Here is a 13,990-nt window from a genome sequence, read left to right as displayed (position 1 = left end):
GCGTTGAACAACTTTTCATTATTAACCAAACCAAACAAAGTTATGAAACTACGGGTACTTTGTAAAGTGCCGCTATGGCGGCGTTTTACAGCCACCAACCTGATCCTGGTTATGAAATTGACTACACTATTATTATTGGTCGGGATTTTACAGATTAGCGCAAAAGGGTATTCCCAGCGGATCACCCTGGCCAAAAAAAATGCGCCCTTAAGCCGGGTGTTTGCCGACATCCAGGCGCAAAGCGGCTTTTCCCTGCTGTATGATAACAATCTTATAAAAGCGGCGAAACCTATAGACATTAACGTTAAGAATGCCACGGTAGATGAGGTGCTGACCACCTGCCTGAAAGGGCTGCCCCTTACCTACGAAGTGGCGGGCAACATCATCATTATCAAGGCAAAGGACAGGACCGGCGAGGCCGTAAAGCCCCCGCAGACCATACAGGGAACCGTGAAGGATGAAAAAGGAGAGCCGCTGTTCGGCGCCGTGGTGTACCTGCAGGAGCTGAAGAAGGGCGCGCAGACCACGGAAGCAGGCGCTTTTACCATTCCCAATATACCGCCGGGCGCCTATACCCTGCGCGTGTCCTACCTGGGCTACGAGCAGCAGGAGGTGCCGGTAACCGTAGGCGACGCGCCCGTGAGCCTGAACATCGTACTGAAACAGGCGGTGAACACGCTGAAGGATATCGTAGTGGTAACGGCGCTGGGCGTAAAAAGATCGGAAAGGTCCGTCACCTACGCCACCCAGCAGGTGGACGGCGACGAGCTGACAAAGGTGAAGACCTCCAACCTGGTAAATACGCTGAACGGCAAGGTGGCCGGTTTGAACATCTCCACCAACGCTTCCGGCGTAGGCGGCTCCTCCAAGGTGATACTGCGCGGCAACAAGTCTGCTTTGCAGAGCAACCAGGCGCTGTATGTAATTGACGGGGTGCCCATGAATAACGTGGTGACCAACCAGCCCAACTCTTCTTACGGCGGCGGTACTTCCTACGATGGCGGCGACCCGATCTCCAACCTGAACCCGGAGGACATTGAAAGCATTTCAGTGCTGAAAGGCGCTTCCGCAGCAGCGCTGTACGGCAGCCAGGGCGCCAACGGCGTGATCCTGATCACCACCAAGAGCGGGAAGGCCGGGCGCATGCAGGTAAACGTATCTTCTAACTATACCATAGACAAAGCGGCTTACAAGCCGGAGTTCCAGGACAGCTACGGGCAAACTGCCACCGGCTCTACCCAGAGCTGGGGCAGTCCTATTTCCGGCGGGCACGATAATGTGGGTGATTTTTACCAGACCGGGCAGAACTGGACCAATGCCGTTAACCTGTCCGTAGGTACGGATAAGGCGCAGTCTTACTTCTCCTACGCCAATACCGCCGCCAAAGGCATTGAGCCGGGCAATAAGCTGAGCCGCCATAACCTGACCTTCAAGGAAACAGGCCACCTGTTCAACGACAAGCTGACCGCTTCTGCCGACGTGAACTACATGACGCAGCAGATAGACAACACGCCGCTGGCAGGGTTCTACACCAACCCGCTCACCGGCTTGTACCTCTTTCCCCGGGGCCTGGACATACGGCCTTACAAGGATAATTACGAAGTGCTGGACCCCGCCACCGGCCGCATGACGCAGAACTGGGCCGTGAGCGAAGACATCCAGCAGAACCCCTGGTGGATCGTGAACCGCAACACCAACTCCCTGAAAAGGAACCGCATACTGCTGAATGCCAGCCTGCGCTATGATGTAGCTCCCTGGCTGAATATACAGGCACGCGGCAGCATAGACCGGATCAATGATGTATATGAGCAGAAACTGTACGACGGCTCACAACCGGTGATAGCGCCGCCAAACGGCGCCTACACTTACCGCAACAGCGTCAACACCCAGCAGTACGGAGATTTGATCGCCAACTTCAATTTCCCGCTGAACAAGTTCCGGATCAACGGCCTGGTAGGTACCAGCATCCGCGATGTGAAAACCACCGGCGAGTATTTTGCTTCCGGGCAGGACGGGCTTTACCAGCCGAACGTATTTACCATCCAGAACTTTAAGGTATTGAACCCGCTGAACTCCGGTACTTTCCAGGAAAAGCACGGCCAGTGGCAGTCCGTATTTGCCAGCGCCAATATTTCCTATGACGACTGGGTATACCTGGACCTGACCGCGCGGAACGACTGGGCTTCCAACCTGGCCTTTACCCCGGATATGAACTATTTCTATCCTTCCGTGGGCCTGAACTTCATCCTGACCCGCCTCCTGCCGCTGCCGGAAGCGGTGAGCTATGCCAAGGTAAGAGGCTCCTTTGCGCAGGTAGGTAACTCGCCGGACAGCTACATGAGCCATCCTGCCGCCTTCCTGCCGGGCGCGGGCGGCAATGCCAGCCTGAACACCCGGGCGCCCTTCACCACCCTGAAGCCAGAGATCACCAACTCCCTGGAGCTGGGTACGGAATGGCGTTTCTTCAACAACCGCCTGAACTTTGATTTCACGTTCTATAAGACCAACACCAAGAACCAGACGCTGGAAATAGCCGCCAGCCAGGCCACGTTCTACAACACCTTTTACATCAATGCCGGCAATATCCGGAACCAGGGCGTGGAGGTCATGCTGGGCTACGATGTGCTTAAGAGCGACAAGCTGAGCTGGAACACGGCGCTGAACTATTCCTACAATGATAACAAGGTAATAGCCCTGGACGACCGGGTGCCTTACTTCACCCTTAGCGGCCAGTCCGGCACCAACTATGCATCGCAGTTCGCCGTAGGCGGCGCTTTTGGCGATATATACGGCACCGTATTGCAGCGCGATGCGCAGGGCCGCGTGATGATAGACGGCGACGGCAGGCCTATGGTGCAGAGCGGCGACCTGGTATACCTGGGCAATGCCAATACACGCTGGCAACTGGGCTGGAACAACAATATCTCCTACAAGGACCTGTCCCTTTCCTTCCTGGTAGATGGCAAGTTCGGCGGCAAGGTCATGTCTATCACGGAAGCCTTACTGGATCAATATGGCGTATCCAAAGCCAGCGGCGACGCGCGTAATGCGGGCGGCGTGCAGGTAAATGGCGTGGACCCGGAAGGCAGGCCCGTAAGCACCGTGGACGCGCAAAAATGGTATTCAACCGTGGGCGGCCGCAACGGCGTAACCGGCCAGTACATGTATAGCGCGGATGTAGTGCGCCTGCGCGAAGTAGCGCTGAACTACAACATACCGCTGAAGAATAATTTCATTAAGGGGCTGAAAGTAGGACTGGTAGGCAGGAACCTGGTCTACTTCTCAAAGAAAGCGCCGTTTGACCCGGAAGTATCCATGTCAACCGGTAACGGCCTGGCCGGCGTGGACATCTTCATGCCGCCCGCTACCCGCAGCTTTGGCTTTTCGCTGAATGCCGCTTTCTAGGAAATGATTGTTGCAGTTAAAAAAAAGACAAGTACAATGAAACGTAACAACTATATATACAGATCTTCCATGCTATACCGGCTGCTGTTGCTGACCAGCGTGATACTGCTGGGCGCAGCTAGCTGTACCAAGAACTTTGAAACGTATAACACGGACAATACCGCGGTGAACACGGATATTGCTTCCCTGATGAAGCATATCCAGATGGGCATCTACAATTTCTCCAACGGAGGCGATCCCAACTCCTACCAGTTGCAGCAGAACCTGAATGCGGACTGCTTTTCCGGTTATATGATGTCCGCCAACCCTTTTGGCGGCAATACCAACCTGAATTATTTCCTGGTGACGGGCTGGAACGGGGAAGCCTTTAAAGTGGTGTACCTGGATGTGCTGGCGTATATCAATCAACTGAAAGGCCTGGGCGTGGACCAGGACTATCCCGCGGTATGGGCCGTAGCGCAGATCGTGCAGGTAATGGCCATGGACCGGGCTACGGATATTTACGGGCCGCTGCCCTACAGCCAGGCCGGCGCTGCCAGGTCTGACGTGCCGTATGACAGTCAGCAGGATATTTACAACAGCTTTTTCACCCAACTGGATGCGGCAGCCGCTACGCTCCGGAATTTTATCAGCAGCGGGGAGCAGTTGCCTTTCCAGTTTTCTTCCATGGACCTGGTGTACGACGGCGACTTTACCCACTGGCTGCAGTTGGCTAATTCCCTGCGCCTGCGCCTGGCCATGCATATTGTAAAAGCAGACCCTGCGCTGGCCAGAACGGAGGCCGAAAAAGCGCTGGACCCTGCCGCCGGCGGCGTGATCACGGACAATGCCGGCAACATGAATGTAAAAGTGTCCGGCGCCGGCTTCAGCAACCCGCTGGTGTTCATCGCCCGCAACTGGACGGACATCAACATCGGCGCCCCCATCCAGGCCTACCTGAGCGGGTATAATGATCCGCGCATTGGCCGGTATATGGACAAGTCTACCGACGATGCCTTCCCGGCGCAGTATGTAGGTATCCGTATAGGCAGCTCCGTTATCAAAACAGCTTACCAGACTTATTCTACCATCAATATGAAGGATGGCAGCAACCCTTCTTTCACACTGAATACACCGGTACAACTGATGACCGCCGCGGAGGTGTACTTCCTGCGCGCCGAGGCCGCCCTGCGTGGCTGGGCCAATGCCGGCGGCGCTGCACAGGCGCTGTATGAGCAGGGCGTCAACACCTCACTGGCGCAGTGGGGCGTGCCCGATGCGGATTATGTGAATGACGATACCAGCACGCCTGCCGCCTATACTGATCCGAAGAATGCGGCCAACAACGCGCCCGCACCTTCCGGCATCACCATCAAATGGGACGAAGCAGCTACCAATGAGCAGAAGCTGGAGCGCATTATTACACAGAAGTGGATCGCCATGTTCCCCGAAGGACAGGAAGCCTGGACGGAGTTCCGCCGTACCGGTTACCCGAAGCTGTTCCCGGTAGTGAACAACAACAGCGGCGGCACCATTGATACCGATATACAGGTCAGGCGTTTACCTTATCCGCAGAATGAATACAATACCAACCGGAATGAGCTGAATAAAGGCATTCAGTTGCTGGGCGGCGCTGATAATGGCGGCACCCGGCTTTGGTGGGATGTAGACAAAGGCAACTTTTGATCCGCAATACGGAAGCGGAAACCATGCAACAAAACAAAAAAGCGCCCGGATTGCCGGGCGCTTTTCCTTTTACAGGTAATGTATTACTAAGTTGGTGTTATCATGCAGCGGCCGCCTGCAAAGCGGGCTCCGGGATCTTGCGGGTGCGCTCTTTCAGGAAGGTGATTACCTGCTCGTCCGAGCTGAAGCGATTGCCGATATTGACAAAATGTTTTGCCAGCAGGTCATAGCGTTTGAGCATCAGGTAGGCAAACACATGCAGGTAATGGATGCCGTCAAACACAATGGCATTGTTGGATGCGTAGTCGTCCAGCGTTTTCCGGAAAAATACCGGGTATTCCGTCCAGTGCAGGGAAGGCTTCAGGTGGTGCGCAATGTGATAGCCGTCGTTCCAGCACTGGTGATTATAGCTGGTATTGATGCAGGTAATGCTGTTCTTGTAAGGATTGCCCGGCTCTTCGGCACTGATGAACGCATGCTGCGCCCAGTTGCCCAGCATCATGATCACGCGGGAGATCAGGAAGGGCAGGATGAACACGACCAGGGTGGCGGGCCAGTTCACAAAGCTGAGGCCCACGCACATGGCAATGAACAGGAACTCGCCTCTTACGGAGCGTATGAGCAGGTTTTTACGCTGCTTGCGCATGAAGTAACGGGCCAGGTGAAAGATACCCGCAAACAGGAAAGCGCCCAGGTAACGGGCAAAGCCGCGCAGGGAATCGCGCTGGAAGAACATGGTGCAGCTATCGTCGTCCGGCATGTTGTTTTCCGGGTGGTGCATGCCGATATGGTGGCTGTAGTATGTTTCCGGTGTTTGCCCGAACAGCGGTCCGATCACCCAGGGCAGGTAATGGTTCAGGATATTGTATTTGCGCAGGAAAAAGCAGCGGTGGCTGGTGCAGTGCAGCATCAGCCCGAAGGGCCCCTTATAGATCAGGTTATTCAGCACCAGGTAGACAATGGCGGCTGCCCACCATAGCCATTCGTTCACGCCCGGAATATACAGCAGTATGGCCAGCGGCCATAAAGTAAGCGTGATCCGTAAGGTCAGGTACACAAACGGCAGGTCGCGCTCGTCCCGGATAAGTGATCTGAAAAAACGTTGCAGGCTGGAAAAGATAGGGTCCTGTTTCGTGGTAACAGGGTCCGTGAGTAAGGTAAATGTCTTCATTAACAGTGTTTAAAGGAGGTACAGGCAAGTAATGACCGTTCGCATAAGTCCCCTACAAGATAACGTGATTGCCAGGTAATAATTGTAAAAAAAACGTTAAATAGACCATTTATCCGCCTGAATAGCCGTATTTCAGGAAGTGAATGGGCATTCAGGACAAATTATATAGCGAGCCGGGCGGCAGGTATGTGGAGTTGCACACGCCTGCCGCCCGGATGTTAACCTGTTTTATGCCGGGGCTATTGTTTCTCCTGGACCGCTTTAAATTCAGATCCTTCCTTCCATTTGGGGAAGCTGCTTTCATTGCTGAGGGTCAGCCCGATGTCGAACAGCAGGCGGGTATCTTCCACCATGCCGGAAAGCTCCCAGGTATCGTCAAACTCATCAGCCGGCGCATGGTAACGGGTACGGCCATATGTTTCGATCTTCAGTTTGGCCCAGTCGCTGTCATGTTCCAGCGAGTGGGTGCCGCTGCCGGCATAGAGGGCGGGAACGCCTACCTTGGCGAAATTGAAATGATCTGAGCGGAAGAAATGCCCGCCGGAAGGATTTTCCTCCGGGGAGATGGTGCGCCCCTGTTTGGCCGCTGCTCTTTCCGCATAATCATCCAGCTCCGACTGGCCTCTACCCACGATGGTGATGTCCGTAGTACGGCCGTAGGTATTGAGCACGTCCATGTTCAGGTCCGCCACGGTGCTGTCCAGCGGGTATACCGGGTGGGTGGCATAGTATTCGGAGCCCAGCAGGCCCTGTTCCTCGCCGGTCAGCGCAATGAACAGGATGGAGCGGGCGGGCCGTTCTTTCAGTTTGGTAAAGGCGTCCGCAATTTCCAGCAGGGCGGCGGTGCCGGTGGCATTGTCTGCCGCGCCGTTATAAATGGAATCCCCTTTAACCGGTTCCCCGATGCCCAGGTGGTCCCAGTGGGCGGAGTAAATGATGTATTCACCCGCTTTGCCGGCGCCGGGCCATACGGCCAGCACATTATGCGAGGTGGATTTTTTGATCTTGTTATTAATGGCCAGGGAAGCGCCCACTTTCAGCGGCACCGGTTTAAAGCCCGGTTTGTGCGCCTGCTGCATAAGGGTATCCGGTACGCCGGCCAGCCGGAACAGCTCTTTGGCCGCGTCCAGCGTGATCCAGCCTTCCATGGCAGCGCGCGACATGTCATTGTCCGCCGTTTGCAGGTACAGCTTGGCGCCGGACCAGCCGCCTCTTACCACGGACCAGGGATAGCTGGCCGGGGCGGTATCATGTATGATGATGATGCCGGCAGCGCCCTGACGGGCGGCTTCCTCGTACTTGTAGGTCCAGCGGCCGTAGTAGGTCATGGTTTTGCCTTTGAAGATGGTGCTGTCCACAAATCCCGGATCGTTGACCATTACCAGTACGGTTTTGCCTTTTACATCCAGGCCGGCGTAATCGTTCCAGTTGTATTCCGGCGCTACGATACCGTAGCCGGCAAATATCACCTCGCTGTTACTGAGCTGCACTTTGGGCGTAACCCGGCGGGTGGTGGCTACATAATCATCGAGATAGGAAAGGGAAAGCGTACCTTTTTCACCTTTGAACACCAGCGGTCCGGCCGGTACGGAAGTGATCTCCACCATGGGCACTTCCTGCAAGTAGCTGTCGCCGTTGCCGGGTTGCAATCCCAGTTGCCGGAACTGTTCCTGGAGGTAGCGGATGGTTCTGTCCTCGCCGGGGGTGAAGGGTTTTCTGCCTTCCAGCGAGTCGGCGGCCAGCACCTGCAGGTGCCGGGTAAAGCTGGTTTCGTTAATGGCCCGGATAGCGGTAGAATCTTCTGTAGCCGCTGCCTGTTTTTCGCCCTGGTTACAGGCGCCGAGGGCGATGGCAGCTATGGCAAGGAGACGATAGCAGGTTTGCATGTAGGAAAGTTGTTTAGCTGATAAATATAGAAAATTATGCGGTATGGGCGCAATGGAACGATGATGACGGTTGTTGTGTTACAATTAAATGTAATGAATTTTGGGAGGGGCGCCGGTGTTTCAAAAATCGCCAAATGCTTTTGGATAATTCCAAATAATTGCTATTTTTGCAGCCCCTTGCAAGGGGATGGTGAGGTGCCTGAGAGGCCGAAAGGACCGGTTTGCTAAACCGGCGTACGGGTCAAACTGTACCGAGGGTTCGAATCCCTCCCTCACCGCTGGAAGCTCCGGCTTCGTAAAAGGTTCGGGGCGTAGCGTAGCCCGGTTATCGCGCCTGCTTTGGGAGCAGGAGGTCGCAAGTTCGAATCTTGCCGCCCCGACTTGACAGGACAAAGTGGAATTATTACCATTTTGTCCTGTTTTATTTTCGCCAAAAGCCTTGCCCAGCATGTATATTATGCGTACCGCTTCATTGATGCGGTTAGTTCGAAATGAAAATCCATCAAAACTCAATTTTTCGGGATACATCGAACTAATGATTTCCCGTTTCTTGTCTATTTCACCGGTTTCATACGCACAATCTAGCTTTAAAAGGTTGTTCAGTCCCTTGTCCAGCAGGTCGTTTATATTCACTTTGTCGTTATCATAGGTGCTTAGTTTGGCTTCCAACTTCTCCAATTTGGCGCTGTACTCTGTTTTCATTTCCCGGAAATCAGCAGGCTCAATTTGTTTTGAGGAAAGCAATTCACGAATGTATGAGAGCTTCCCTTCCAGTTCCTTTATCTGATATTGTAGTTCCTTTTGGTCGTTCTGTAAATGGTTAGTCTGGTCATACCATGCTTCAGAAAGTGTGATCTTGTACAGGTCTGTCATTTCCGGGCGGGGCATGTATTTTTTTAGTTCATAAACAAACAGGCTGTTTGCATTATCTGCTCTGAACCGGCACGTGCAACCCGTGGTGCAATGGTAATAGGTATAATACTTGGTAAGCCCCTTTGACTTGCTGCCGGTTAACAGCTTGCCACATTCCGGACAAATTAAAAATCCGCGTAACGGCAATTCGGGACTGGTAAGAATTTTAAGGCGATAAGGCACTCTTTTCCTGCCATCCAGAACGTCCTGCACTTGGTAAAACAGTGCTTCAGAAATAATAGGTTCATGCAGGCCTTTTACAAACCGCGCTTCTTCGTCCTTATACTTGGCGATAAATATTTTCCCACAATAAACAGGATTGCGTATAACAAACCAGAAAAGGCTTTTAGTCCCCTTAAATCCTTTCTCCTTTGCCATTTTAAAAACCTGTTCAGTATTAAATACCCCTTCTGCTATTTGTTCAAATGCCCAACGTATAATACCCGCTTGCGGCTCTTGGGGTTCAATATACTTTTTCCCGGCTTCGTCTGTTTTATTGACATAACCGATAGGCGCCAATCCCATGTAACGACCTTCTTTTCTTGCCCTGCGCATACCATGAATAACATTTAATGCACGCCTGTCGTTCTCTACTTCGGGGGCCGCTAAATAAAAGGCCAGCATCATTTTATTTTCTGGTATGGATAAGTCAAGCGGCTGTTCTATGGCCTGCGGTTCTACGCCCAACTTCCGAAGTATGTTAATCATTTGGTAGGCATCCCCTGCGTTGCGGCTAAACCTGTCCCATTTAAGAAATAGCACCAAATCAGCCTGCCCCTTGTGCCTCTTTAATTCCAATAGGTATTTTTTCCATTCTGGCCGGTTAAAGGTCTTAGCGGAATGATCTTCAAAAATCACTTTACGAATGGATATTTTGTTGATGTCACAATATTTTCGTAGCAGTTCTTCCTGGCTCCGTTGGGAATAGCCTTTGTCCGCCTGTTCATCGGTACTTACCCGGATATACAAATCAGCTATTTTCATTTTCTAAACCTTTGGATTGTAAAAAATAGATTCCTTACTTACACCGTTTACGCTGTTTTTCTAAATAATGGGCAACAATGATGTTAGCCAATTTACGCATAAATTCAAGGATGGCCGCTGCCTGCTCTACAGTTACATCAAGCCCTTTCTTTCGCAGCATTTCGGCTGCCTTCTCTGGTCTAATTTTTTCCATTTGCACTACCACGTTTATCAATTTCACAATATCCCTTTGGGCAAGAGAACACTTATCAAAAGCTAATATAAGAAATTTAAGTTTGATAATTTGTTTTTTACCAAAACATTTTATGAAAATTGTCGTTTTTTACCGAAATTTACCATTATTGATGCTATTTAATATGTTTTGATATAATTTGTAACAATATTTTTTTTGTACAAACATTTTTCAGCTCAAATGCATTCAAAAGAAGCCAAAAATGACTAAAACATATAAGGTTAGTTACAAAACGTACTTTAACGACCGGCTTAAACAGGTGTCCTTTCATGGAAAGATCACTTACCCGTTATATGTACAGGTAACATTTGACAGAAAAACCATATTCTTTAAAAGCTATTACTTCGAGTTATTCTCAAAACCCCGGTATTTTTTAACGGCAGCAGGACTAAGCGGAGGCCCTACCATTGAGGATATTATCAAGAAGGAAAATGAGGTAATTGATTTTATTATTGATAAGAACCAGCAGGATTTTTCGTTAGACCTGTTTAAAAAAGAATATGGCTATTACAGCAAAGACCTGTGTGATATAACGGAAGAAGGTTTTATTGATTATATGTACATTTTCTTTCAGGATAAGGGGATGCCCGATTTGGCCGTTACCGTGCGGCAAGGCAGCAGGTTCCGTATTGTCTATGACGTGGTGCGGGATATGAAAAGGGCTTTCAACAAACCCTTATATGATGAACTGATAGAAAATTCTTTTTATCTGGCTCCGCCTTACCTGCCGTTGTATGGGTTTATGCAGCAAACAAAGAAATGGCCCATGCTAAGCCTTACTGTATTGGAGTGGGAAGATATTAAGACAAAGGCCCGGTTTACAGAATATATGCAGAAATACTACCCGGAGAAAGATGCGCTTGAAGTGATGAATGAAATAGACAAATGGTTATCCCAAATTAAAAGACAAAATGAATAGTATAATTTCAGGCAGTCTTTTCCTCAATAATCTTTGTAGCTGCCTGCTGTAACTGCATTACTTTCCGAAAAAGTAATGAAAGATCATTTTCCGGTACGGGGTACTGATCTTCATACCGGGCTTTCAGATAAGCATTTTCCAGTATGTCCAGCAACCGCTTTTCTTCTTCTGTGTTATCGGGAAAAAAACAGTTCAACTGCGGGGCGCACCGGCGGGCATGTTTTTTTAAAGCACGTATCTCGTGCGTTTTCTTATCATACCCGTTCAGGCACTGCAAAATACCCCTGTAAGTAAGTTCCACCGCTTGGTGTAATAAAAATGTAATAATCTGGGAGCGGGTCTTTTCATACAGGAAAATAGCGCTTTTATTAAAGTCGAGGGCTTTTTTAAATGTTAAGGAAAATTGCTGTTGTATCCGGGTTTTCATTTCCTGCATAGCAACGGGCGTTGCTATCGGATATACAGCCGACTTATCATCATACACGAGATTTTCAGGAATGCAGTGAAGTGAATAGAATATGTGCCCGGTTCGTAAACCTTCAATTACATTGCTTTCCCCATGCAGGGAGCAGCAAACCCGCCGATCTTTTAAGTAGGCCATTTCCAATACAGGTTCCAGCTCTTTGAATGGTATGTTACTCTTTCCGGAAACTACTACTAACAGGTCAATAAATGCTTCTTCCTCCATTCCTTCAATGGCATCATGTTTTATCATGTATATTTTGGCTGGCGCAATGGCCGCAACAATAAGCTGGATAATCGGCGTTAGGGCATCTGCCTTGTCCGGTATCTGTGTAGCTATGGAAATTATTTTTTCCTTCCAGTTCCTTAATTCTGCGGTATCTGCACCGGCATTGATAAATACATTGGTTGTATATTCTATCCTGTGGTTGTGTCCTCCGATGTTCATAACAATACAGTTTTGAGTTTACAAAAACCAGCTTGTGCTGTTTACTTACAGGCTAAAACGGTGGTAACGGCATAGCATTCCCGGAGCTGGTCTAAGCATTCTTGCTCAAAATCCCAAAAATGTTCTTTAAAAACGGTTATATGACAGCCTGCTCTGCGCATCCATTCCGCTATACCGCCATCCCGTAAAGAAGCCAGCAGGTAGAACTTTTTATCTTCTTCTACAAAAAAGGTCGTTTCCGTATTGTATTTGTAAATATTCCTGTCCCTTATCGCAACTTTCATTTGTAGCTGATAAAGCGGGCCTTTATCCAAAAGTTGAAAGTGAAGGTGCGGCCTGTCTTTCACAAGGGTAATACGTTCAATCCTTGCCCTTTGCGGTTTCCCTTTTAATTCCCGCTTATTATATAGACCATAGCTGTAAATAAATTCCTGTTGCAATAGCAAAGGCATTGCCTTTTCCCACAGGCCGAAAATACCAGCGGGCGAACGCTCCTGCCCCGGTTCGCTTTCGAGCAATGAACCGGACTGCATTTCAACCTGCTGCCACATTTCATAGCATAACTTATTCAGCGTTCTTTGATCTTCAGTTAAAAATGGGTCGTATTCCTTCTCCGTACCACTAATGAAGTGATGGAACGCCTTAATATTATCTTGTGATTTGTTCAAAACGCCTAAACAGGGCAGCAGGAACGTGAGGTACCTGTTCCTGAAATGGCTTACGAGGATATAGGTAATTGCTGTATCTCTTGCTTTTTGTTCCGGTGGGGCCGGTGGCAATTTCAGTACTTCACCAAACGGGATGCCTTCCATCTTATCGGCTAATTGATACACGCTGCCTAAATTGGGTTTTGGTTTAACGTCGATACCCTGATCTGTCACTTTCCTATCAAAATACATTGAATGGTTGGCCGCTATTTCCATTAAACCGTTGGGGCGATATTCTTTAAAATAGTCTGTGCTATGATAGCCCATTATCCTTTCTAATGCTTTGTATGTATGCAGGCAAAGCGTTTCAACCTGCTGGCCGCAGGTGCAGGAAATGTGCAGTTTATCCGGTTCGATGTCTACAGTCATTTCATGGGATACGTCCCGGAAGGTAAGCCGCATCTTCAAAGTAGTGTCTGCCATAGAAATAAACTTTAGCTTGGGGTAGAACCATTCCCGTTTTCTTTGCAGGCGTTCATCCACCTGTCTTTTTAATGCATCATCGGTTAATATATAGGGTTCAGCGTCTAAGTAGATGGTGAAGGGTTCGGATGAATTGCGCAGTCCGATACTTTGTGTCTTTGTGTTTTTATGGGTTGCCATGTGGTGAGGTTTAGATTACTCCCGAAATAAACCCATAATAATTTCATATTCAATTCGTTATCAGCATTTTTTAGGAGTGAAAAGGCATAGGCTAGCGGTATTTTATTCAAATTTTGCGTATATTACCACTTGTTTAAAAAGGTTAAATTTGCACCATGACAAATACTGATATGCCGAATAAAGTACATGAAGGAAGGAACATCAAGCGTTTTAGGGAAATGCTGGGTATTAAGCAGGAAGCCTTGGCCTATGAGTTGGGGGAAGATTGGACGCAGAAGAAAGTATCCTTATTAGAACAAAAAGAAACAATAGAACCGGATATATTAGAACAGGTCGCTAAAATCCTGAAGGTTCCAGTGGATGCCATAAAGAACTTCAGTGAGGAAGCAGCTATTAATATTATATCAAGCACTTTGCATGACAATGCCGGTTCAATAAATAATAATTGCACCCTTACCTTTAATCCTGTTGATAAATGGATGGAGGTATTGGAGGAAAATAAGAAATTGTACGAGCGGCTGTTAAAGGAAAAGGAGGAAAAAATTGTCCTGCTGGAAAAATTGGTTGATAAAAAGAAATAACATTGTTTATAATTA

At 49.4% G+C, this 13,990-nt stretch carries 9 protein-coding genes, 2 tRNA genes and 1 pseudogene; 6 read left to right on the top strand and 6 right to left on the bottom strand.

The annotated features are described in order from the left end of the window. The first annotated feature begins 42 nt into the window (after positions 1-42). Both LX66_RS02550 and LX66_RS02545 read left to right on the top strand, forming a co-directional pair. Positions 43-3,405 (top strand): SusC/RagA family TonB-linked outer membrane protein, encoded by a 3,363-nt coding sequence (locus tag LX66_RS02550; protein WP_244620265.1) that lies wholly within the window; start codon positions 43-45, stop codon positions 3,403-3,405. A 36-nt stretch (positions 3,406-3,441) separates the two neighbouring features. Continuing rightward, the gene (locus LX66_RS02545; RefSeq protein ID WP_145710319.1) at positions 3,442-5,070 is read left to right on the top strand and encodes a RagB/SusD family nutrient uptake outer membrane protein; all 1,629 of its coding nucleotides are present in this window, start codon (positions 3,442-3,444) and stop codon (positions 5,068-5,070) included. A 100-nt stretch (positions 5,071-5,170) separates the two neighbouring features. On the opposite strand, the gene LX66_RS02540 is transcribed toward LX66_RS02545, so the two are convergent. Together LX66_RS02540 and LX66_RS02535 are read right to left on the bottom strand one after the other, a co-directional pair. Continuing rightward, the gene (locus tag LX66_RS02540; protein WP_145710318.1) at positions 5,171-6,241 is read right to left on the bottom strand and encodes a fatty acid desaturase family protein; all 1,071 of its coding nucleotides are present in this window, start codon (positions 6,239-6,241) and stop codon (positions 5,171-5,173) included. 239 nt (positions 6,242-6,480) lie between these two features. Next, a complete protein-coding gene (locus LX66_RS02535; RefSeq protein ID WP_145710317.1) occupies positions 6,481-8,127 on the bottom strand; it encodes a M28 family metallopeptidase in 1,647 nt (548 codons plus the stop codon). 189 nt (positions 8,128-8,316) lie between these two features. Here LX66_RS02535 and LX66_RS02530 point away from each other — a divergent pair. Both LX66_RS02530 and LX66_RS02525 read left to right on the top strand, forming a co-directional pair. Then, positions 8,317-8,405, top strand: a tRNA-Ser gene (locus tag LX66_RS02530). A gap of 27 nt (positions 8,406-8,432) precedes the next feature. Continuing rightward, positions 8,433-8,507: transfer RNA gene (locus LX66_RS02525), tRNA-Pro, on the top strand. Positions 8,508-9,060: 553 nt separating this feature from the next. Here the strand turns inward: LX66_RS02525 and LX66_RS28595 are convergent. Both LX66_RS28595 and LX66_RS28260 read right to left on the bottom strand, forming a co-directional pair. After that, positions 9,061-10,023 (bottom strand): annotated as a pseudogene (locus LX66_RS28595) (recombinase family protein); the annotation flags it as partial. Between the two features lie 34 nt (positions 10,024-10,057). After that, complete coding sequence (locus LX66_RS28260; RefSeq protein ID WP_170232335.1) at positions 10,058-10,216, bottom strand: hypothetical protein; 159 nt, start codon at positions 10,214-10,216, stop codon at positions 10,058-10,060. A 241-nt stretch (positions 10,217-10,457) separates the two neighbouring features. On the opposite strand from LX66_RS28260, the gene LX66_RS02515 reads away from it, so the two are divergent. Beyond that, positions 10,458-11,174, top strand: a complete 717-nt coding sequence (locus tag LX66_RS02515) for a hypothetical protein (RefSeq protein ID WP_145710316.1) — start codon at positions 10,458-10,460, stop codon at positions 11,172-11,174. A 7-nt stretch (positions 11,175-11,181) separates the two neighbouring features. Here the strand turns inward: LX66_RS02515 and LX66_RS02510 are convergent, their stop codons facing one another. Beyond that, positions 11,182-12,084, bottom strand: coding sequence for a HEPN domain-containing protein (locus tag LX66_RS02510; protein WP_145710315.1), 903 nt, complete (start codon positions 12,082-12,084; stop codon positions 11,182-11,184). A 41-nt stretch (positions 12,085-12,125) separates the two neighbouring features. Continuing rightward, positions 12,126-13,394, bottom strand: coding sequence for a hypothetical protein (locus LX66_RS02505; protein ID WP_145710314.1), 1,269 nt, complete (start codon positions 13,392-13,394; stop codon positions 12,126-12,128). Between the two features lie 155 nt (positions 13,395-13,549). Here LX66_RS02505 and LX66_RS02500 point away from each other — a divergent pair, with 155 nt between their 5' ends. Further along, positions 13,550-13,975 carry a helix-turn-helix transcriptional regulator gene (locus LX66_RS02500; RefSeq protein WP_145710313.1) on the top strand — a complete coding sequence of 142 codons (426 nt, stop codon included), beginning with the start codon at positions 13,550-13,552 and terminating at the stop codon, positions 13,973-13,975. Positions 13,976-13,990: the final 15 nt, after the last annotated feature.

It is taken from the genome of Chitinophaga japonensis (genome assembly GCF_007830125.1).
In the GTDB taxonomy this organism is placed as follows: domain Bacteria; phylum Bacteroidota; class Bacteroidia; order Chitinophagales; family Chitinophagaceae; genus Chitinophaga; species Chitinophaga japonensis.
Note: the sequence above shows the minus strand (reverse complement) of the source record. Positions and strands in the feature narration are given on the sequence as shown.